This window comes from Veillonella sp. oral taxon 158, assembly GCF_018376515.1.
GTDB lineage: Bacteria > Bacillota > Negativicutes > Veillonellales > Veillonellaceae > Veillonella > Veillonella rogosae.
The window spans coordinates 14234-35306 of record NZ_JAHABE010000002.1; the positions used below are offsets into that span (position 1 = coordinate 14234).

Below are 21073 nucleotides of genomic sequence, written 5' to 3' on the forward strand. Positions count from 1 at the left end.
CTTCTTATAGCTGTTTTATTTATTATCAGTTACAGCAGCAGTAGCATCTTGAGCTATTGTGCCTTGTGCTTTCAACTGATTGGTTACCTCAGTTGGCAAAATAGGACGAGTAAAACCTTGACCGATAACCTCTTGAGCATCGGTAATCAAGATAAATACATTTGGATCTGCTTCTTCAATAACCTCTTTCAATTTGTTAACTTGTAACAGGTTAACCGCTACCATAACAATATTTTTTGGCGTTCGAGTATAGGCCCCAACACCTTCAATGATCGTTGCGCCACGACCTACCTTGTTGATGATACATTCGCAAACATCATCAGTACGATAGGTGATGATGAAAGCAACCTTTCGTTGGTTGAAACCGATTACAACCTTATTGGTAATAATAGTGTATACATACACACTAATAAGTGTTACCGCTACTGCTTCAAGACCGACAACGCCTACAGCAGCTAATAGAATGGCACAGTTGATGGCACTATTAATAGATCCCATTTGAAGGCCATAATATTTTCGAACGATAAGAGCAATTGGATCAAGACCACCTGTATTACCGCCTACACGGTAGACAATACCAAGACCTACACCAGTCGTAATACCGGCCATCATGGAACTCAGCAAGGGATCCTTAATAATCATGTCATACTGCAGGAAATCAAAGAGATCGATCATCCAAGATAACATGAGTGTCCCGTATAGCGTCTTTACTACGACACGCGTTCCAAGCCATTTCCAAGCAGCCCAGAATATAGGAATATTTAAAATCATATTCCAAGAACCCACGGATAATCCCGTTACATAATATAAAATCAAACCGACCCCACTAATACCAGTACTAACTAGTTTATGGGGCAATACAAAAGCATCAATACCGGCACCAAATATGGCACATCCAACGACGACCATAAGGCATTGATACACAACATCTTTATACTTGGCGAACATAGCTCCCTCCAAATTGCCATTTCACTATAAATATTCTATAATGAACTAACTAAACTATACGCTATTTACAATACTGTTAAGAATTGAACAACATGTGTATACAAAATCATCATAAACCACTTAATGGTTATTTTCAATCACTTTATAACAGTATAAAATAAACATATAAACTGCATATATTATGTACATTATGAACGAGGCTATTATGAGTAAAAGTTTTGAGCAACTCGGTTGCAGTAAAATCAACATCGGTCTGGCTATTACAGGTAAGCGTGACGACGGCTACCACGATATCGATTCCATTTTCCAATCCATTCGTCTTAGCGACTCTATTTATTTTGCTAAACACCATTCCGTAGTGTTTTCTGGAGGTGCTCCAGAGTTGCCAGACTATATGCAAAAACTGGTAACCTACGACGAAGACAATTTAGCGCTCAAAGCGTTGCGCGCAGTACAAGCCTATACAGGTTGTAAGGCAGGTGCTGCCATTCATTTATTAAAACGCATTCCTATTCAAGCAGGTCTCGGCGGTGGCAGTGCAGATGCAGCAGCCATGCTATTAGGACTCAATCGCTTCTGGGACTTACGCCTCACTCAAGAGGAGCTGTTAAAAATCGGTGCCACCCTCGGCTCTGACGTACCATTTCTATTGCAAGGTGGTACAGCACGCGGCACAGGTCGCGGCGAAATACTAACCTATAAACAATCGCCAGACCCGCACTGGTTATTACTCGTTAAACCAAAGGTATCTGTTTCTACAGCAGCTGCTTATGGTCGCTTTAACGGTAAATCAGAAGCCACTAAGGAAACAATTGATACTGTATTAAGACACGTTGAAAACAACGACTTGACATCTGCTTTCACTAGTAGCGCCAATACCTTTGAAGAACTATTATTCCCAGATCACGAAGAACTTGTAATCTGTAAAGAGTTCTTTACAAGCCGTGGATACCCAACCATCATGACTGGCAGCGGTCCTACGATGGTAGTATTACTTAATAAACCAATGGAGGCATTGCAGCTCCAAGAGGAAATTAAAGTAGCTGGCCACGATTGGCTTTCCCTCATTACTAAAACATGTACACAGGAGGACTTACCATGACAAAACGTTTACAACCTATACGACTCGATGCGTATAAACCACTGAGAGAAGTTGTAAGTGAAACATTGCGTCAAGCCATCCAAGATGGAATATTAAAGCCTGGTGAACGTCTCATGGAAATCCCTCTCGCTGAAGAGTTGGGCGTGAGCCGCACACCGATTCGCGAAGCCATTCGTAAATTAGAACTAGAAGGCTTTGTCGTTATGATTCCTCGTCGTGGTACTTACGTTGCCAATATTTCTTTAAAAGATATTACCCAAGTATTTGAAATTCGATCAGCCCTCGAAGAATTAGCCGCAGGTCTTGCAGCAGAACGCATCACCGAAGAAGAAATTGAAACCTTGGAAAGAATGCTCGTGGAAATCGGCGACCACATGGAAAATAAAGACATGGATTCCGTCGTAGCTGCGGATGTAGAGTTCCACGAAGTGCTATACCGCGCATCTCGTAACGAACGATTAGCGGACATCGTCCACAACTTACGTGAACAAACCTACCGCTTCCGTAGTTTCTCTATGAACCAACCTGGTCGACTTAGAAAAACTTGGGAAGAACATCGTCAACTCGTAGAGGCTATCGCTTCTCATAATGCTACTCAAGCTCGCAAGTTAGCTAGACTACATATGGAGTATTCAGAACAAACCCTATTACAAGGTATGGAAGAGTCCCAAGAATTCGGCCATTCACAGAAGTAATACACAACTACATACGAAAAAACATAAAATCACAGCTCTTTGGGCTGTGATTTTGTTTTTTGTATTCAGTATTATGCATTTCTCTCATATCCTTTTAATCCTTATGTTAATTGAACTTTTAAAGTTTTCCTGCCTAAGTTATAAATTTTTTTACGAAACCTAGTACTGAATTAGCATAGCTTTTAGTCATAATACCATGTCTTTTTTACATACATTCGTTGTATAATTTATTCTAAAGGCGTGCGATTTATATGGCTTTATTTAGAGAAAGGACTGATACTCAATGCAAGCCCAGTTAAACGCTGCAATATCTATGATCAATGGATATTTGTGGGATTATCTTATTATCTTCATCCTCATCGGTGCAGGTCTTTATTTCACATTTACAACTAAATTCGTACAAATTCGATACTTAGGTGAAATGATTCGACTCATTGCAAGTAGTGCAGGTGAAAAAACCGAAAAAAATCATATTTCTTCATTCCAAGCATTCTGCGTAACGACTGCATCTCGTGTAGGTGTTGGTAACATCGCAGGTATCGCGATTGCCGTAGTAATAGGTGGCCCTGGTGCTATCTTCTGGATGTGGGTTATCGCTCTTCTTGGCGCCTCCACAGGCTTCGTAGAATGTACATTGGCCCAAATCTACAAAAAACCTCTAGCTAATGGTGGTTTCTATGGCGGCCCTGCATACTACATCAAACAAGGTCTTAACAGCCCTGGTTTCTCCGTTTTATTTGCCGTACTTATTACAATTACTTTTGGTTGGATTTACAACTCCGTACAAGCTAATACATTAGCAGCATCCTTGGTAACTCTTGATGTACCTGCTCATATTACTGGCGGTGTAGTAGCTGCTTTAATCTTAGTTATCGTATTCGGTGGCTTAAGCGCAGTTGCAAAAGTTGCAGAAATTCTCGTTCCAGTAATGGCATTTGCTTACATCGGCACAGCATTATACGTTATGATTACTAACATTACACAATTGCCGCATGTATTCTATTCTATCTTCTCTAACGCTTTCACACTTGATGCAGCTGGTGGCGGTCTCTTTGGCACCGTTATGATGACTGGTATCAAACGGGGTCTATTCTCCAACGAAGCTGGTCAAGGTTCCGTTCCTAATGCGGCGGCTACAGCTACTGCAAACCACCCAGTTGAACAAGGTTTAATCCAAGCGTTCGGCGTATACTTAACAACATTCATCATCTGTACAGCATCCGCGTTCATCGTTCTTATTATTGGCGATTACACAACTACAGGTCTTACAGGCGTTGCATTGGTACAATATAACTTAGCTCAAGAGCTTGGTCCATGGGCTCCATATGCAATGGCATTGTTCATCGTTATGTTCTCCTTCAGTTCCCTAGTTGGTAACTACTACTATGGCGAGATCAACATTACTCACCTTACAGATAAAAAGATTTATCTTAACCTCTTCCGTATTGGTGTAGTAGCAATGGCTTACATTGGTTCCGTTGCATCCCTTGAACTTGTATGGAATGCTGCCGATTTATTCATGGCTTTCCTTATTCTTACTAACATAACAGCTATCGTATTGCTTAACAAACAAGCAGTTGCTGCACTTGCTGACTACGTAGATCAAAAACGCCGTGGCATCAAAGTCCCTGTATTCAACAAAAAAGTACTACCTACTCAAGAAGGTTTAGTATGGTGGGGCGATGGCCAAACTACAGACAGCACTGCTGCTGAAAAACATTAATCAATCGATTAATTAAATCATTACACACATAAGGGTCCTTATTCCTCCGAATAAGGGCTCTTATTTTTTTGTGAAAGCTTTTAATTTACATACTAATCTCGGTCAACTAAAAGAAATTTATACACTATGCCAAAACTACTAAAGCAAATTTATACATTAAATCGAAACAACTGAGCAATTTTATACACTAGCCGCAGAAGGCTAAAGCAATTTTTTCTCATTTAATAGCAGTGAGTAAAATCACAGTATTTATCTATATTTTTACTTACTTTTAAAGATTCAAAACTATAGAATATATTTATAAAAACGAAAAGGGTATTATGTATACAACGTCGAATACATAAGTATGTGAAAATTTAGCACAATTAATAAATTTACTCTGATATTCAGGAGGCAATTATGAGCGGTTACAACCCATATGAAAACATGCTAAACACTTTAGACGTAGCAGCTGAGAAACTCGGCTATTCTCGTAGCGATTACGAAGTATTACGTCATCCAGAACGCGAATTAAAGGTAGCAGTACCTCTTCAACTAGACAATGGTGAAGTTCGCGTATACGAAGGCTATCGTTGCCAACACTCCACATTACGCGGCAGTGCTAAAGGTGGTCTTCGCTTCCATCCAGATTCTGATGAAAACGAAGTTCGTGCATTGGCAGCTTGGATGACTATTAAAAACGCGATTGCTAACATCCCTTACGGTGGTGGTAAAGGCGGTATCAAAGTTGATCCTAAAACTTTAAACCCTCGCGAATTAGAACGCTTAACTCGTAACTTCGTACGTCGTATTGCGCCAATCATCGGCGTTAATACTGACGTTCCAGCTCCAGACGTAAATACAAACTCTCAAATCATGAGCTGGATTGCTGATGAATATAGCACATTAAAAGGCGAATGGAGCCCTGGTATCGTTACTGGTAAACCTATCGAAGTAGGCGGTTCCTTAGGTCGTAATGAAGCGACTGGTCGCGGCTGTCTCATCGCATTACAAAGTTACTTAGCTAAGAAAAACTTAGACATCAAAAACCTTACTGTAGCAGTTCAAGGCTTCGGTAACGTAGGTTCCGTAGGTGCTCGTCTTATCGCTCAAGCAGGCGCTAAAGTTGTTGCTATCGGCGACGTAAGCGTTAACATCTACAACCCTAACGGTATTGATGTGGAAAAAGCATACGAATATGCTAACTCCCATGGTCGTTCCCTTGAAGGTTACAGCGAACCAGGTATGACTACAATTGGCGCTCAAGAATTATTGGCTCAACCAGTTGATGTATTGTACATGGCAGCTCTTGAAAACCAATTAAACAAAGACAACATGGAAAACATCCAAGCTAAAATCATCTTGGAAGGTGCTAATGGCCCTACTACTAATGATGCAGATAAATACTTCTATGAAAAAGGTATCGACATCATCCCTGACGTTCTTGCTAACGGCGGCGGCGTAGTTGTATCCTACTATGAATGGGTACAAAACAAAGCAAGCTTCTACTGGACTGAAGAAGAAGTTAACGAAAGATTAACTAAAAACATGCAAAATAGCTTCGAAGCTGTTTGGGAAATGCAACATAAATACAATGTACCACCTCGTCAAGCAGCGTACATGGTTGCTCTTGAACGCCTCGTAGTTGAAACTAGATGGCGCGGTTATAACTGCTAATCCTTTCTACCTCCATAACATTTAGCCATAAAAAAGGCGTAAGCTCATTTGAGCTTACGCCTTTTTATTTGTTTATAAACCTTTTTATTTACCTATTTTACTTGAAAGCGCCTACCAAAGCTGCCACACTAGGACGGCTGATCAATGCTTTCACTAAAATAGAGCCAAGAACGGCTGGGATTGTTTGACCTACGATAAGGTTCAATACTAATGGCCAGTATGGAAGGCCAAGCAACGGGCTGAGCCATAACGGTACGCATAATGCAGGTACAAAGATAATCGGCAATATCGCCCACCAAGCGCTGAGACCAAGCTTACGCATACCTACGATAATACCTGTTGTTAAAATACCAACGCCAAAGCCGCCTACCATATCGAGGATACCAAGACCCCCGAACAGGAAGTTAGAAATGAGGTTGCCAATCCCCATTGGAATTACCAAGAACGGAAAGGCATAAGCAAGTGCATATAATGATGTTGCTATACGAATTTGATACGCCCCGAAGGAAACGCTTTGCGTTACATACAATACAACGATGTACAATGCCACAACCATGGCAGAAATAGTCAATTTACGTGTAGTAATCATAACACTCACCTCCTCAAATAAAAAAAGCATGGCAAAACTACCATGCTAAAATGCTTATGAATTTCCGTAGTTTTGTTTAGAGACAGGATGGTTTCAAACTGTCTTATTTAGTTGTCGCCTTTAGGCAATACTAATATTAGCATATATCTAATATTTTCGCAATCAATTTGGTTGTAGGCGGACTTATATGTAAATCTACTATTAGTGTTAAGTTGGTAAGGACGGGGTGGCGGAAGATACCTTTCCTCATCGCTCCACTGGCTATACGGTCATCGGCCCAGGGCCTCGACCTGCCAAAGTCGCTCTTTGAAAAGGTATCTCCTGCCACTGCGAATTTAGTTAATCAACAAATAAACTAATATTAGCGACGTAGAAGTCCTCCTCAAGGCAAAAATAGTATCTTATCTATTAGTTTATATGCAAAGTAGCCGCCTAAATGGCGGCTACTAATAAAATCCAGTTTTAGTGGATGTAGAGAAGTTCTATTATAGTGCTGGGTCTTCGACGCCGTTGGCTTGGAAGGCGGCTTGTCTGTCGATGCAGGTACCGCAGTGGCCGCATGGTTTGTCGCCGCCTTCGTAGCAGGACCAGGTTAGGTGGTACGGAACGCCTAGGCGTAGGCCTTCTTTTACGATGTCTGCTTTGTTAGCATTGATAAATGGTGCTTCTAGGGAGCATTCTTTACCAGATCCTTCGAAGATGGCGTCGCCCATGGATTTGTAGAAGTGTTCTGTACAGTCTGGATATGCATTACCAGCCGCATCATCGCTATGGGCACCGTAGTAGATATATCCGCAGTCTAGAGATAAGGCTAAGGAAGCCGCCGCAGATAGGAATAGACCATTTCTAAATGGCACATAGGTGCTAACTGTGCCTTCTCCTTCTGCCTCTTGTTGTTCTTTATAGGAACCTTGAGGAATTTCTTCACTAGATTGTGTTAATAGTGAACAGTTACTGAAAGCAAATAGTTTGGTAACGTCCATCGTTTTACCTTCAATACCATAGTGTTCTAAAATAGCTACGGCCGCTTCTAGTTCTTTGCTATGCTTTTGACCGTATTGAATGGATAAAGGTACTACATTGTCTTTGCCAAATCTTTCAATAGCTAGCGCTAAACATGTAGTACTATCTACACCGCCGCTAAATAGAACGATAGCCTTTTGTTTTTGAGCCATAAGGTCTCCTTTCACCTATTACAACAGCCCCATCCTAAGATGAGGCTGTAGATTATACTTTCAATATATTATAAATCGATATCTAATTCTACTGGGCAGTGATCAGAGCCAAAGATTTGTTGGTGAATTTTAGCTTCTTGAATTTTGTCGTCAAGACGTTTAGAGGTGATGAAGTAGTCAATTCTCCATCCTGTATTCCGCTCACGAGCTTTGCCCATGTAGGACCACCAACTATATTGCTCAATTGCATCTGGATAGAGGTGACGGAATGTATCTGTGAAACCAGCACCTAACAGTTCTGTCATTTTTGCACGCTCTTCATCGGAGAAGCCCGCATTTTTACGGTTTGTCTTAGGATTTTTAAGGTCGATTTCTTGATGCGCTACATTGAGGTCACCACAGAGAATGACTGGTTTTTTCTTATCTAATTCAAGCAAATAGTTGCGGAATGCATCTTCCCAAGCCATTCGGTACTCAAGACGAGCCAATTCACGCTGGCTATTCGGTGTATAGCAGCATACTAAATAGAAATTATCATATTCAGCAGTAATAACACGGCCCTCTTGATCGTGTTCTTCAATGCCAATACCATTAGTTACGGACAACGGTTTAATACGCGTAAATACAGCGGTACCACTGTAGCCTTTTTTCACAGCGCTATTCCAATATTGCTCATAGCCTGGCAATTCCAAAGAAATTTGTTCTGGTTGCAATTTCGTTTCTTGCAAACAGAAAATATCTGCATCTAATTCATTAAAGGATTCCATAAACCCCTTTGTGACAGCGGCGCGTAGGCCGTTTACATTCCAAGAAATTAATTTCAATTTTTACTCCTTTGCGATACTTCGCATCAATCTAATGTTATTACCGTATTTAACTTGGTGAAAGTCTCTTTCACATAAAATATAAGCAAAGTTTTTGCTTAATATAAGCTAATCTAAAAATTATATTTTAGCCATATTACTACTTTTTATGTTTTTTTGCATGTCTAGCTTCAGCGCGAGCCTTGCGCGCATTTTCGTTAGCCTTAAGGTCGCTTTCACGTTTCTCACGGAAATAATTAGCCACTGTAGACAAAATAAGAACTACTAACACAGTAACATTAAACATACCTGGGCCAAAGTTATAAATGTGATAACACATATAGGCAAAGGCAACAACCGTTAACAATTGCTTTAAAAGATTCATTTGACCTCCTATGTTAGTTTAATGTTTCTACACCTGTATTAAGTGGGAACCCATCATACGTTACCCAATCACTAGAACTACCAACATATAATGCTGATTCCAAGCCAACTTCGCTCATAGTTAACAATGCATTACAAGCTGTAACACCAGAACCGCAATAGGTTACAACAGGTCTATTTTGATAAATTTCATTGTAATACTCAGCCTCTAAGTCTTTTACAGACTTCGGCCCATCGATTGTATAGCCACTTTCATAGAAATGATTAACAGCACCAGGAATATGTCCTGTCATACCATCCATCGTATCTACTTGTGATCCATCGTAACGGAAAGGCGCACGAGCATCAATGATAACATGGTCACCACTTTCACTAGCCTTAAGTACCTCATCACGACTCATAACCATATGCGTTTGCAATTCATAGTTAAAAACAGACGGTTCATCTGGTAACGGAGTTGGTTCTTTAGTTAGACCATGACCTTCCTTAACCCAACGTTCAACACCACCAGACAATACGCGCACATCCGTTAAGCCCATGTAACGCAACATCCACCAAAGGCGTCCCGCCAAGAAGAGCCAAGAGTCATACACAACAACCTTGGAATCACGAGTGATCCCGTAAGACTCAAATGTATGAGCCAAACGCTCCATATCTGGCAATGGATGACGACCACCATGCTCGCCCAAAGGACCTGTTAAATCCTTGTTTAAATCCACCGCGTAAGAACCTTTAATATGGCCTTTTTTATAATCTTGATAGCCTCGAGCATCTAAAATAATGACCTCATCGAGACAAGCTAACAATTCATTAGGAGTGATAAAATTTGACATAGGTACTCCTTTCATATAATTATATCGAAAAATACAAATCTGATAATATTATTATATACGAGTACAAGAGGATATACAATTTATTTTGGTATAGTGAAAGTTACAATTGCTAAAAGATATACATATAAAAAGAACTATATGGCATATATCAGCCATATAGCTCTTTTTCCCATATACTCTTTTTTATTTTATCTAGGTTACATTTCACAACAACGTCTGTATTGTACTTGTCGTTTGTTATTTTAACTTAATAATCTAATCGGAATTTATTACCACAACGCAAGCAAATATAAGTACGTTCCCAATCTCTTCGCTATTGTGGATAAACCGTTCTATTCCAAACAGTACGACGATGTATAGCATATATTAAAATAGCATACGCCCCAATATAAAGAAGTAGAGACCAATTACTCTTACTTAAACCTGAGACCAAAAGCACAAGTCCAAGACCAAAATAAATTCCCAAGGTCCCCATTATAAAAAGACTTGTTGTAGATTTTTTCTTTGGAGGGGTCGCCATCATAGAAAGTACTGTTTGTTGAGTGCCTACGGTATTCCCAACACCAACACCTACTCGGCCACTCATACCAACACCTACACCAGTAGTAACCCCACTTACATTAGAAAATCCACTTGCGTAAGCAATATTATAGCTTTGAATATTTTCCGATTGACAATATGGACATTCAAACACATTCTCACTCATAAGGCTCTCCTATTTAATCTCAAATTATTGTAATCGGACTGATCCTACTAATCCTTAATGAGATATTAATGAGAGTCACAATAGTTTTTAATTCTATTATAGTTATAAGGCAATATATAAAATAATCTCAATGCCTATTCCCAATTAACACTAATCGTAGTACAATATTCTGATTGGTTTTTATATTAGGAGGCGATTAGCATGGTCAAATTTAATACTAGCAAAAAAGAAATAACATTAGAAGAAATTCAAAATATTACTACGCCACTATTCAAAAAATATGGTTTTAAATCAGCTTATTTATTTGGTTATTATTCCTCTAACACAACAATTATCGATATTGATATAGAATTTATGGTAGAAGACTCTGATAAAACTGAAGAGTTAGATATGTTAGACTGGTATGATATGATTGATGATTTTGAACATAAGCTTCAACTACCTTGTCAAATCACAGATATGGATATTCTAAAATCTGATAATCATAACTACCTAAAGAAAAAATATTACGATAAATCTATTTTAATTTATAAGGAAAATTGAAGTAGCTCAACAAAGGGCCTGTAACAAAAGCTATATCTGGCCCAACTAACTTTTGCAATTTAACAAAATTAGGATGGTATCGTCTAAACTGATCACCATCAATAGTCATTAAATTATTATTTAATCTTTTATTGGCTAACTTTACAAAAACAGATTTACCAGCACCAGGAGTACCACCAGTAATAATTCCTTCTGGATTTGTTACTGGTGTTAAATTCTTGTTAGTAGATAATATATGCTTCCATATTTTTTCTGTTATCCTAACAGAATCAGCTTCTGTAAATTTTTTTAATCTCTCTATTTCCGCTAATTTATCATCCATTTTAAATACCTTCTAATATAGCTTGTTTTTGCTTAATAAATTCGCCTTCTTTTTCGTAATCAATTTCTTCTGGATCCATGCAATACAATTTATGTTTTAATTCTAATAATTCAATAACATCTGGGTTATCAACATCAACATCACGAGCTGTTACAGCAACTACATGACTAATAAACTCAATTAATACATCTTTCTCCATCCAAGTAGCCATAATAATACCTCTTTTCACTAACAAAAACAAATATTATCCACAAAAGTTATATTAGTTACTAATACTTTCTAATATAGCTTTTTTATCTTTAATAAATGCTAGTTCTTTTTCGTAATCTACTTCTTCTGGACTCATTCCATATAATTTATCTTGTAAACGAAGCAACGAAACAAGATCTGAATTATCGACATCAACTGTATATGCAACAGAAGCTACAACATTTCCGATAATTTCAATTAAAGCTTCTTTTTCTACTAATGTAGCCATAATAATACCTCTTTTCACTAACGAAGCAAATATTATCCACAAAAGTTATATTAGTTACTAATACTTTCTAATATAGCTTTTTTATCTTTAATAAATGACAATTCTTCTTTATAGTTTATTTCTTCTGGCTCCATACCATATAATTTATTTCTTAATTCTAGTAACTCTATTCTTGCAGGATGATCTAAATTATTATTATACGCAGTTAATCCTAGTGCAGTTGAAATACACTCAATTAAAACATCTTTTTCCATAAATGTAGCCATAATCAATTACTCCTATTTATTCATTTTATCCATGTAATCACGTAACAACATACGAATTGTTTTAATTGTTTCTCAACATTACCATCAATCATTATTTTAGCCTTTATATGTTTCAATAACTCGTTTAATATATTGACTCATCTCATTAAAGTCCAATTCTTCTGGAGCAGAGCAATATATTTTTTCTTTCAAATCTAATAAAACTTCTCTATCTTTACTATTAGGATTTTTATTAATAACATATCCTAAAGCTTGAAATACACCTTCTAATAAAACATCTTTTTGCATTAAAGTAGCCATATTCTTCCTCCTATATACATTATTTCTATAACTATATTATATAGTATAGTTTTATATAAAAATATTATTTTACATAAAATAGAAGGGGCTGTAATAAAACAGCCCCTTTCATATATACTTATAAGTTTTTACTTATCAATTTTTTGTAGTTCATCACCAATACGTTTTACGATACCGGTTACCAATGCATTCCCCATAAAGAACATACGCATACGATCAGAAACCTCTACTACTTCACCTTTCACATTGCGTTTATAGCGTGTCCAATCATCAGGAAAGTCTTGCAAGCGCTCAGCTTCAATTGGAGTAATGAGACGATATTTACCATTAATTTTCAAAAGATGTGTAGAGCGATTTACACTACCTTCAGAAGTAAGCATTGTACGCCCTGGCAGATCAAGAGAGTCATATTCACTCATACCACCTTCAGAGAAAGTATAAGTATGTCCATTAGCTGCAGTCCGTGTAATTTTCTTAGGCCCCCGAAGATATTTAAACTTCTCTAATTTTTCACCATCAATATAATACTCTTCTGGCACTTGATCAGGTGAAACCACAATCTCTTTCATTGGTATTGGTTCTTCATCACCTTTAGGTTCAGTTTCAATCGTATAATAGTACCCGTTTGTCATGAGTCCAGAGTTCCACATTTTACCATCTGAAAAGTTTGCAGAAACTTCAGCTATATCATCATCAAGCTTATTTGCATTAATACGTTTCTTAACTGCTTCACCTTTAACAGGGAATTGACGAGCAAAAAGCCCATCTTGAAAGATATAAGGTGTATAACAAGCTAAACGAGTATCTAAATCGACATCAGTAGGTAATGTGGCTTCGTATTTAGTATGTAGTCGTTTTCCCCACTTTGTATCATTTCTAAATACAAAGAAGAACACACGACGTCTCCGTTGTGCACGACCATAGTCAGCAGCATTGATAACACGCCACTCCACAGAATAACCTAATTGATTAAAAGCAGCCAACATAATCGCAAAGTCACGACCACGTTGGTTGGAAGGAGCCTTCAATAAACGGTCAACATTTTCTAAAACCAAATACTTAGGTCTAATTACCTCAGTAGCACGGATAATTTCCCAGAAAAGAACGCCTTTTTTCCCTTCAATACCAAGCTCATTCTTTTTGCTACGTGCAACAGAATAGTCTTGGCAAGGAAAGCCTCCAACAATCATATCTACGCCATTAGCTTTCATTTCCTCAAACTTTTCATTTGGAATTAAAGCTACATCGGTTGGAATATGTTCCATATCAGGAAATCTATACAAACCTACTTCATAAGCATCTTGAGTCTTACGAGATGGCTCATACTGGTTAGAATATAGCGTTTGGAAAACTTCTTTAGACGAATTCTCTAACCCTACTATAAACCCACCTACACCATCAAACATGGAGAATATTTTCATTACTTTACCCCTTAATTTATCAACTTCATAGATCCTTATTATAGCAGAAATACTAAAAAAGATCAAGATCAAATTTAGACATTATTTTTTAGATACAGATTTTTTTACCTCTACACCTTCAGGAGTAACAATCCAATAACTGTTAGCCAAGTTGATTAAATCTTCACGTTTAATAACTATATTTAAAGGCTGTTCATAGAGCTTCTCAGGTAAGGTTAAAACCCACTGAGGATATTTTCTTGCAACCAATAAATCAGTATCAAATTGTAAATGTGCCTTATTATAGTCAGGTCTATCGTCTAAAGCATTAATTAAAGAATCCAATTGATGTTCCAATTCTAAACGATATACTCCACGCTCTTTCATTTTTTTACGTAATATATCCGCTTTAGACTCAAATGTTTTAACCTCTTTACTGCCCATAGCACGCATTATAAGTTTATCTCTTGTCTTTACTTTAGGAATTGACAATACTTCGATTTTTAGAATATCCTCACAGACTAAATTATATTTATTAGCATCAGGTTTAATCCAAAGCCAGCAAAGAAAATAAGCATGTGTCTCCTTATACTTTTCATTTGTAAGCCAGCCTCGCTTTAGTTCTCCATCTTTTAAATAAGAAACTTCAAAAGCAAACGTTGATAAAGGCTCAGCCCCCAAATTGTTTCTAGCATAGTGTATAGCTGCCTTTTCATCAATATTAATACATCTTGCTTCTTCTTCAGTCTCATCATTAATTATATACATAATTGTATCAATACCTTTGTGTTGTTGATCCATAGTAGTATTAGAATTAAAAGAATCAATTATCCCATCATCAACTAAATAACTATATAAATACTTTTGTAAAAATTCATTTACTGCTCTTTCACTTTTTAAATCGCCTTTAAAGGTAGATTTTTTCTCTGCCATAACACCCTCATTTTAAATCTTTTACTATTTCCGCTATATACTCTCTATTTAACCAATAACATTGTTTTGTTATCTCTTGACCGTCTGGTAGCATAACCTTATCGTTTCCATCTCTCCCTTTAGGACGTATATGGCAAACACCATTAAATTTAGCACCTGGCAAATTATTAGATATACCATTACATACAGGCTTAAGTTCAACGCCAGTTTCTAAAATTGCTTTTGTAGTTTTCCAAAGGTCTTTTAATTCATGTTCAATGACAACTTCTGGCATATTCCAAAGCATAATACCTTTTAAGTAAGGCTCTCTATCTTTATTTTGTGTCTCTGTTTCATCGTATTGAAATACCACAAATAGATATTTTGTGTACTCAAAATTCTCATAAATTTGAGACTCTTCCCAGTCATCTCTAATCCAACGATTAAAATCAATTTGTTCAAAGGACATATGTTCACGAGGATTTCCATTGGGCTCAAGTCTTATAGTTTTAAATTTAATATTTGCTTTATTAAACTCTCTAAGGGATTCTAACTTAGTTCCTTTTACGCCTAATATAGCACTTATAAGATTCGCATTAAAGGCTTTATTTTTGGTAATGGAAATATCCATAAGTCTAGCAAGCTCAGACACTCTCTTACCAATATATGGAGCAAAGCGTTCTTGTAATAGCTGTAATGTAGTCTTACTCTTAAGTTCATCAATATTAAAGAGTGATGGAATTGACTGCCTTTCAATAACTCGTCGAGCAAACGCAGTCATATAAGAACTTTTAAGAGAAAAGGCACGTTGTTTGGCAGGTATAGCTGAAAAAGGTTGTTTTCTCACTGAATTAGCATTAACACCCTTAGTACATGCAGCTAGATACATCGTGTCACTTTCAGAAATATTATGGGCTTCCCCTTGCTTAATTTTATTTATAATAGTTTGCCAGTCTTGTTTTATGATTTCCAAATCTGCAGGATCAAATTCGTGTAAAACAGATTTAACTATTGGAAACTCCTTTTTATCTAAGTCATCCTTATATAAGTAGAATACAATTAATAGATTCTTATTTTTCTGCCAAAAAGCAGAATTATCAAAAGAAGCCTTATAATCTTCTTCGTAATTGATTATGTTAAGAACTAACCGTTCTTTGGCTGAGAACTCTTTCTTTTTATTCTCCTTAATAGCCGTCACCTTTAGTTCTAATCCCAAATTCACGAAGTCGGCTTCGGCACGACTATTCACCGCAATTTTAAAAAGACCTTCTTCTAAAATCTGACCTATACCACCCTTATTCCCTTTACTTTCTAATCGATTATTTATATCGAATTCGCCTACCGTTTTCCCTTCGGCAGATTGCGCTACATCTAATACATCTTCAATAGAGTTATACACCTTATCTAAATTCATTAGAACCGCCTCCCATCGTATATATATAAATTATATCAAAGGTGTAAAAGAATATACTAATTCAACTTTCACCAGTATTTTTATCTATAAATCGCAATATATAAATATTAATATATGTTCACATCGAATAATTTCATCAATCCCTTATGATTATTACTGGTATACGTCTTTTTTGTCGCTTAGAGTTGTGATATAATGTAACTAATTACTCTTAGGGGCGTAGTGCGCCCAAATGGATCCAAAAGAGTTAGTGTGTTTGCAAGGAGCGTACGCAGTTGAAAAAGGGGTACATCAAGTTAATAGCGGCCATCGTACTCGGTGCGGCTATTATCGGTGGTGGGATTTATGGAGTGTATACACTTCTGTCATCCAATACAACGACAATTTTATATCGATCAACGGTTGACGATAAGATCAACGCAATTCGTCCTTATATTGTTGCATTAGACACATATAACTCGTACAGCGTAGCTTATGCTAACCAATTACAACCAACTCTTGAAGAGTTGCGTAATAGTTCCCATAACACGACGATTACCTTGCCTAAATATAAGGAGCTCAAAACCGCTTTAGAAGCAGCAAAACAAGATAGTTCTACTCCATATGAAGACGTAAATCAAGCAACAAATGACGTACTCGCCGTACTTGATCAAATTATTCCGATTGCAGATCAGTTGCAAGCTTACTATGTAGAACGTCGATTTGAAAAAGATAATTTTAAAGGCAGCGATGAACTAGCTGCACAATATGTACCATTAGCTGAACAATTCTATGCTACGTATAATGCATTAGATTTAGCTTTAGATAATCGTAACAATGAACTCTACACTGAGCGTATGAACGAGTATCAAGGCGAAAAACGCGAAAATGCGGTTAATTTTATTGAATTAAACCTCATGACAGCACAAACTATCGACCTTATTGATCCAGATGGAAATACGGATACGCAAAAGGTTGAAGCTAACTTACAGCAAATTTCACAACGTATTAACAAATTACAACCTGGTACTACTTCAGAAACACAAAATGCTGTGAGAGAGTATCAAGATGCTGTAAAAGAGTTTGTTGCAGAAGCCCGCAACTATATTATTATTAACTCATCTTATGGCGAAGCCTATACGCAATTATTTATTAAGTATAATAAGATGATTAATAAGGCTAATTCTGTAAATATGGCAGACTTAGATGTAACAGAGAAAAATAAAAAATAAAGATATACAAAAAGAGGACCAAATGGTCCTCTTCTATTTTGTCTATTTAAGTTTAAGGTCTTTTGTAATGATGTAGTATTCAGACGGTGTCATCTTAATACCATCAATCTTCTTATTACCTACGATATTGACTTTAGGATAGCCTAAGAATAATGCTACAGCGTTATCTAGCATGAGTTGTTGTGCGTTGATAACAGCATTACGGCGTGCCACAGGATCGTTAGCGCTTTCACCAAGGGCTAACAATTCATCAAAACGTGGATCGGAGAAGCCTGAGCCATTAGTTTCAACGCCTGTACCCCAATATTGTTTCAAGAACCATACTGGTTCACCTGTATTAGCAGTTACTACACTAGAGATAATCATGTCATAATCCCCAGATTGAGATAAGGTGTCAATCACAGCATAGTCAACGATTTTAATTTGTAAATCTACACCGATTTTTTTGTAGTCTGCTTGTAATGCTTCTGCATATAATGGCAATTCAGGACGAGATGTATAAGCATAGAAATCGAGTACTAGGTTTTCACCATCTTTATCTACAATGCCGTCGCCATTCGTATCTTCATAGCCTGCACGTTTAAGTAATTCTTTAGCACGTTCTACATTGTATTTATTAGGATCGCGCAATTGGTCAAAGCCATAATCAATGGATGGTGGCAATGGAGCCTTACCTGCTACAAATGTGTCCTTCATGAGATTCTTCGCATAAGACTCACGGTCGGCTGCAGCAATAAGGGCCGCACGCAAATCAGAATTTTGAAGCTTACCTTTTTGCCCCATACGAACAAATACGTCACGCAAGGAAGCTACTTCATAGATAGTAAAGTTCTTATCATTTTGGAATATACCATATTCGCCAGGACCAATGCTAACGGCCATATCTACATCGCCCGCTTGTAATGCCAAGGCACGTGTGTTGGCATCGTTAATAGATGGAATTTCAACCTTAGCAAAGCCTACCTTACCATCCCAGTAATTATCGTTACGTTTGAGTTCTGCACGCTCTTTTGTGAAAGAGGATACTACATATGGACCCGTACCGATAGGACCTTCCTTAGCAATATCACGACCATCAGCCTCTGCGGTGACATCCATAATTAGGAACAATGGATCTCCAAGCAAGTTTGGCAAGTTATAGTATTCCTTTTCAGTCTTAATCGTAAGCTCCTGCCCCTTAGCGGTGATTTCTGTATAGTTAAAGAACGTTTTTGCTCGTTTACTCTTCGCAAAGGTTCTTTCTAGAGATGCTTTTACAGCCTCTGCTGTCAAACTTTTACCATTTGAGAATTTTACTTTATCGTTGATGGTGAAAGTCCAAGTCAGCTTATCATCACTTTGTTTCCAAGAGGATGCTAACCAGGGTTTAGCATTCATGTGATCATCAAATTTTATTAGTGTTTCCCCTACACCATATCGTACAACAGCCCAGCTAAAATAGTTTTCTGTTGGTTCTAATGTACCTGCAAAGCTAATGGCCCCTACCTTTAATACATCATTAGACGGAGCAGCGTTTTGATTCATACAACCAACAGTGCCTAGCACAGTCATACCTAAGGTCATACCAATTAATAAAGCCTTGCGTAAACCTTTCATTTACACACCTAACCTTTCTACATTCATTAACTATTATGTATGCTCAGACACTCACTATGTTGTGCGTTAACATAACCTAGTAATCCTAACTCAATTTTACAACAGTTAATATAGAGAGAATCTATGTATATCACTTCATATGAGCATATTTTGTTATACCCATAGGGGTATATTTCATATAGTCAACTATACTATATATTCGGTGTTAATACAATAAATATTTACGAAAGATTTCGATATATCTATTTTAGAACGCTTATATCTATATTTCATAAAAAATAGCAGTTAGCTTACAAGCTAACTGCTATTGTAATGTACCTACAGGATTTAAAATTCTATATTTTAAATCTATACACTCAAATTTTAATTTTTAAAATCTATATACGCTTAAATGTATTTCTTATACTATGCTTCTAATGCAGCCTCTTCCAGTGTAAGTGGCTTATGATCTTGGCCAATTTCAAAGATGGAGCTCAATAGAACCTTTGTATAAGGATGCTTCGCATCAGCTAAGTGGAGTGCATCTAGCTCTTCAACGATAGCACCTTTGTACATTACGACCACCTTATGGCACATGGTACGAATGAAAGCAATATCATGAGCAATAAATAGGTATGTTAAATTTTTCTTTTTTTGTAAACGCGCTAATAAATGGGCAATGGAGTCTTGTACGGATACGTCTAGAGCACTAGTAGCCTCGTCTAATACGAGAATTTCAGGCTCTAACACGATAGCACGGGCAATGGCCACACGTTGACGTTGACCACCAGACATTTCATGAGGGTAGCGATGCATAAACTCGCGAGGTAAATCTACCATTTCAAGATAATCACCAGCAATTTGCTCTTCTTTTCCTTTTTCTAGAAGGCCAAAGTTGTATAGTGGCTCAAGGATGATATCCTTTACCTTCATACGCGGATTAAACGCTGCCGATGGATCTTGGAATACCATTTGAATTTTCTTGCGGTATTCTTTTGTTTGCTCAGAGTTCATATGCTGAATCTCTACGCCATCTACGTAAATCTCGCCTTCCGTAATAGGCAGCATCTTCATGATCATACGAACCAATGTTGTTTTACCAGAGCCAGATTCCCCTACAATCCCAAGGGACTGACCTTTTTCTAAGGTAATATTGATATCCTTACATGCTTCGAGCTCACCACCAGTAGGAAGCGGGAATCGTTTATATACATTTTTTAATTCTACAGCGTAGTTAGTCAATGTAACGACCTCCTCCCAATGTTGGTACCGCATTTTTTAATTGTTTCGTATATTCATTAGATGGATTTTCCAAAATATCTTGTGGTGTACCCGCATCGACTACACGGCCTTTTTTCATAACGACGATATAGTCAGACATATAGGCTGCTACACCAAGGTTATGAGTTACCATAACAATAGCAGAATTATGCTGTTTAGATAATTCAAGCATTTGCATTACCACTTGCGATTGTGTCGTAACGTCTAACGCAGAAGTTGGTTCATCACCAATTAGTAAAACTGGATCTAATGCCAAAGCCATAGCAATACCTACGCGTTGGCGTTGACCACCAGATAACTCATGAGGGTAACGACGAAGCATGTCAGCCCCATTTGGTAGAGATACAGATTCTAGCAATTCAATAGCACGACGATCACATTCTTCATTAGAGATTTCAATATGAGACTTAAATAATTCTCTGAACTGCTTACCGATACGTACGATTGGATCTAATGCACTACCACTATCTTGGAAAATCATGGCCATATCTTTGCCGCGCAAAGATCTCCATTCAGATTTAGACAAGTTGCGAAGGTCATGACCATTAAAAATCATGGAACCCTCTGTAACTTCACCACCTACAGGTAGTAAACCCATGAGGGCCCGGATCACGGTAGTTTTACCGGATCCAGACTCTCCTACGATGGTTAACACCTTGCCGCGTTCCAAGGTAAAATTCACATCCATAACAGCAGGCACACCTTGGTACGCGATGTTAAGGTTTTCTACAGTTAGTATGTTTTCTGCCATTATAGC

The 21073-nt window shown here is 37.5% G+C and carries 24 protein-coding genes; 6 read left to right on the forward strand and 18 right to left on the reverse strand.

Translation table 11 applies throughout. From position 1 onward, the window contains the following. Positions 1-15: 15 nt before the first annotated feature. A complete protein-coding gene (locus KH364_RS01260) occupies positions 16-948 on the reverse strand; it encodes a YitT family protein (protein ID WP_273298080.1) in 933 nt (310 codons plus the stop codon). A 205-nt stretch (positions 949-1153) separates the two neighbouring features. Here KH364_RS01260 and ispE point away from each other — a divergent pair, with 205 nt between their 5' ends. The 4 genes from ispE (at position 1154) to KH364_RS01280 (ending at position 6124) form a co-directional block, all read left to right on the forward strand. Beyond that, positions 1154-2050 (forward strand): 4-(cytidine 5'-diphospho)-2-C-methyl-D-erythritol kinase, encoded by an 897-nt coding sequence (ispE, locus tag KH364_RS01265; RefSeq protein WP_273298081.1) that lies wholly within the window; start codon positions 1154-1156, stop codon positions 2048-2050. Continuing rightward, positions 2047-2745, forward strand: a complete 699-nt coding sequence (locus tag KH364_RS01270) for a GntR family transcriptional regulator (protein WP_265137795.1) — start codon at positions 2047-2049, stop codon at positions 2743-2745. Before ispE ends, KH364_RS01270 begins: the two co-directional genes overlap by 4 nt. Positions 2746-3028: 283 nt before the next feature. Continuing rightward, complete coding sequence (locus tag KH364_RS01275) at positions 3029-4468, forward strand: alanine/glycine:cation symporter family protein (protein ID WP_273298083.1); 1440 nt, start codon at positions 3029-3031, stop codon at positions 4466-4468. A gap of 399 nt (positions 4469-4867) precedes the next feature. Beyond that, entirely contained in the window at positions 4868-6124 is a 1257-nt protein-coding gene (locus tag KH364_RS01280) for a Glu/Leu/Phe/Val dehydrogenase (RefSeq protein ID WP_009352522.1), read from the forward strand. Between the two features lie 97 nt (positions 6125-6221). Here the strand turns inward: KH364_RS01280 and KH364_RS01285 are convergent, their stop codons facing one another. The 6 genes from KH364_RS01285 to KH364_RS01310 form a co-directional block, all read right to left on the reverse strand. Next, complete coding sequence (locus KH364_RS01285) at positions 6222-6713, reverse strand: QueT transporter family protein (RefSeq protein WP_273298084.1); 492 nt, start codon at positions 6711-6713, stop codon at positions 6222-6224. A gap of 485 nt (positions 6714-7198) precedes the next feature. Then, entirely contained in the window at positions 7199-7888 is a 690-nt protein-coding gene (queC, locus tag KH364_RS01290) for a 7-cyano-7-deazaguanine synthase QueC (protein WP_273298085.1), read from the reverse strand. Positions 7889-7956: 68 nt separating this feature from the next. Next, a complete protein-coding gene (locus KH364_RS01295) occupies positions 7957-8712 on the reverse strand; it encodes an exodeoxyribonuclease III (protein ID WP_009352464.1) in 756 nt (251 codons plus the stop codon). 139 nt (positions 8713-8851) lie between these two features. Further along, positions 8852-9076 (reverse strand): hypothetical protein, encoded by a 225-nt coding sequence (locus KH364_RS01300; RefSeq protein ID WP_105098065.1) that lies wholly within the window; start codon positions 9074-9076, stop codon positions 8852-8854. A gap of 13 nt (positions 9077-9089) precedes the next feature. Then, positions 9090-9908 carry a sulfurtransferase gene (locus KH364_RS01305; protein WP_273298086.1) on the reverse strand — a complete coding sequence of 273 codons (819 nt, stop codon included), beginning with the start codon at positions 9906-9908 and terminating at the stop codon, positions 9090-9092. A 313-nt stretch (positions 9909-10221) separates the two neighbouring features. Continuing rightward, positions 10222-10614 carry a hypothetical protein gene (locus KH364_RS01310; RefSeq protein WP_273298088.1) on the reverse strand — a complete coding sequence of 131 codons (393 nt, stop codon included), beginning with the start codon at positions 10612-10614 and terminating at the stop codon, positions 10222-10224. A gap of 201 nt (positions 10615-10815) precedes the next feature. Here KH364_RS01310 and KH364_RS01315 point away from each other — a divergent pair, with 201 nt between their 5' ends. Beyond that, positions 10816-11157, forward strand: coding sequence for a hypothetical protein (locus tag KH364_RS01315; protein ID WP_273298089.1), 342 nt, complete (start codon positions 10816-10818; stop codon positions 11155-11157). Here KH364_RS01315 and KH364_RS01320 read toward each other — a convergent pair. The 8 genes from KH364_RS01320 to KH364_RS01355 form a co-directional block, all read right to left on the reverse strand. Next, the gene (locus tag KH364_RS01320; RefSeq protein WP_273298090.1) at positions 11132-11479 is read right to left on the reverse strand and encodes a zeta toxin family protein; all 348 of its coding nucleotides are present in this window, start codon (positions 11477-11479) and stop codon (positions 11132-11134) included. The genes KH364_RS01315 and KH364_RS01320 overlap by 26 nt on opposite strands. A 1-nt stretch (position 11480) precedes the next feature. Then, positions 11481-11690: a hypothetical protein gene (locus KH364_RS01325; protein WP_273298091.1), complete on the reverse strand. Its 210-nt coding sequence runs from the start codon at positions 11688-11690 to the stop codon at positions 11481-11483. Positions 11691-11741: 51 nt separating this feature from the next. Further along, positions 11742-11957 carry a hypothetical protein gene (locus KH364_RS01330; protein ID WP_273298092.1) on the reverse strand — a complete coding sequence of 72 codons (216 nt, stop codon included), beginning with the start codon at positions 11955-11957 and terminating at the stop codon, positions 11742-11744. 50 nt (positions 11958-12007) lie between these two features. Then, entirely contained in the window at positions 12008-12223 is a 216-nt protein-coding gene (locus tag KH364_RS01335; RefSeq protein ID WP_005385393.1) for a hypothetical protein, read from the reverse strand. Positions 12224-12319: 96 nt separating this feature from the next. Next, complete coding sequence (locus tag KH364_RS01340) at positions 12320-12523, reverse strand: hypothetical protein (RefSeq protein WP_273298093.1); 204 nt, start codon at positions 12521-12523, stop codon at positions 12320-12322. A gap of 128 nt (positions 12524-12651) precedes the next feature. Continuing rightward, positions 12652-13944, reverse strand: coding sequence for a DNA (cytosine-5-)-methyltransferase (gene dcm, locus KH364_RS01345; protein ID WP_273298094.1), 1293 nt, complete (start codon positions 13942-13944; stop codon positions 12652-12654). 81 nt (positions 13945-14025) lie between these two features. Continuing rightward, on the reverse strand, positions 14026-14856 hold the full coding sequence (locus KH364_RS01350) for a hypothetical protein (protein WP_273298096.1): 831 nt from the start codon (positions 14854-14856) through the stop codon (positions 14026-14028). Between the two features lie 7 nt (positions 14857-14863). Next, entirely contained in the window at positions 14864-16249 is a 1386-nt protein-coding gene (locus KH364_RS01355) for a Sau3AI family type II restriction endonuclease (RefSeq protein ID WP_273298097.1), read from the reverse strand. Between the two features lie 275 nt (positions 16250-16524). Between KH364_RS01355 and KH364_RS01360 the strand changes: the two genes are divergently transcribed. Further along, complete coding sequence (locus tag KH364_RS01360; RefSeq protein WP_273298099.1) at positions 16525-17460, forward strand: DUF3829 domain-containing protein; 936 nt, start codon at positions 16525-16527, stop codon at positions 17458-17460. Positions 17461-17502: 42 nt separating this feature from the next. On the opposite strand, the gene KH364_RS01365 is transcribed toward KH364_RS01360, so the two are convergent. The 3 genes from KH364_RS01365 to KH364_RS01375 form a co-directional block, all read right to left on the reverse strand. Beyond that, entirely contained in the window at positions 17503-19056 is a 1554-nt protein-coding gene (locus KH364_RS01365; protein WP_273298100.1) for an ABC transporter substrate-binding protein, read from the reverse strand. 405 nt (positions 19057-19461) lie between these two features. After that, positions 19462-20277, reverse strand: coding sequence for a dipeptide/oligopeptide/nickel ABC transporter ATP-binding protein (locus tag KH364_RS01370; RefSeq protein WP_265137817.1), 816 nt, complete (start codon positions 20275-20277; stop codon positions 19462-19464). After that, positions 20270-21067 (reverse strand): ABC transporter ATP-binding protein, encoded by a 798-nt coding sequence (locus KH364_RS01375; RefSeq protein ID WP_265137818.1) that lies wholly within the window; start codon positions 21065-21067, stop codon positions 20270-20272. The genes KH364_RS01370 and KH364_RS01375 overlap by 8 nt, the downstream gene beginning before the upstream one ends. Positions 21068-21073: the final 6 nt, after the last annotated feature.

Bases quoted from the DNA above. Each gene is read 5' to 3' on its own strand.
- KH364_RS01260 (WP_273298080.1), bottom strand. From the start codon at position 948: ATGTTCGCCAAGTATAAAGATGTTGTGTATCAATGCCTTATGGTCGTC.
- ispE (WP_273298081.1), top strand. From the start codon at position 1,154: ATGAGTAAAAGTTTTGAGCAACTCGGTTGCAGTAAAATCAACATCGGT.
- KH364_RS01270 (WP_265137795.1), top strand. From the start codon at position 2,047: ATGACAAAACGTTTACAACCTATACGACTCGATGCGTATAAACCACTG.
- KH364_RS01275 (WP_273298083.1), top strand. From the start codon at position 3,029: ATGCAAGCCCAGTTAAACGCTGCAATATCTATGATCAATGGATATTTG.
- KH364_RS01280 (WP_009352522.1), top strand. From the start codon at position 4,868: ATGAGCGGTTACAACCCATATGAAAACATGCTAAACACTTTAGACGTA.
- KH364_RS01285 (WP_273298084.1), bottom strand. From the start codon at position 6,713: ATGATTACTACACGTAAATTGACTATTTCTGCCATGGTTGTGGCATTG.
- queC (WP_273298085.1), bottom strand. From the start codon at position 7,888: ATGGCTCAAAAACAAAAGGCTATCGTTCTATTTAGCGGCGGTGTAGAT.
- KH364_RS01300 (WP_105098065.1), bottom strand. From the start codon at position 9,076: ATGAATCTTTTAAAGCAATTGTTAACGGTTGTTGCCTTTGCCTATATG.
- KH364_RS01305 (WP_273298086.1), bottom strand. From the start codon at position 9,908: ATGTCAAATTTTATCACTCCTAATGAATTGTTAGCTTGTCTCGATGAG.
- KH364_RS01310 (WP_273298088.1), bottom strand. From the start codon at position 10,614: ATGAGTGAGAATGTGTTTGAATGTCCATATTGTCAATCGGAAAATATT.
- KH364_RS01315 (WP_273298089.1), top strand. From the start codon at position 10,816: ATGGTCAAATTTAATACTAGCAAAAAAGAAATAACATTAGAAGAAATT.
- KH364_RS01320 (WP_273298090.1), bottom strand. From the start codon at position 11,479: ATGGATGATAAATTAGCGGAAATAGAGAGATTAAAAAAATTTACAGAA.
- KH364_RS01325 (WP_273298091.1), bottom strand. From the start codon at position 11,690: ATGGCTACTTGGATGGAGAAAGATGTATTAATTGAGTTTATTAGTCAT.
- KH364_RS01330 (WP_273298092.1), bottom strand. From the start codon at position 11,957: ATGGCTACATTAGTAGAAAAAGAAGCTTTAATTGAAATTATCGGAAAT.
- KH364_RS01335 (WP_005385393.1), bottom strand. From the start codon at position 12,223: ATGGCTACATTTATGGAAAAAGATGTTTTAATTGAGTGTATTTCAACT.
- KH364_RS01340 (WP_273298093.1), bottom strand. From the start codon at position 12,523: ATGGCTACTTTAATGCAAAAAGATGTTTTATTAGAAGGTGTATTTCAA.
- dcm (WP_273298094.1), bottom strand. From the start codon at position 13,944: ATGAAAATATTCTCCATGTTTGATGGTGTAGGTGGGTTTATAGTAGGG.
- KH364_RS01350 (WP_273298096.1), bottom strand. From the start codon at position 14,856: ATGGCAGAGAAAAAATCTACCTTTAAAGGCGATTTAAAAAGTGAAAGA.
- KH364_RS01355 (WP_273298097.1), bottom strand. From the start codon at position 16,249: ATGAATTTAGATAAGGTGTATAACTCTATTGAAGATGTATTAGATGTA.
- KH364_RS01365 (WP_273298100.1), bottom strand. From the start codon at position 19,056: ATGAAAGGTTTACGCAAGGCTTTATTAATTGGTATGACCTTAGGTATG.
- KH364_RS01375 (WP_265137818.1), bottom strand. From the start codon at position 21,067: ATGGCAGAAAACATACTAACTGTAGAAAACCTTAACATCGCGTACCAA.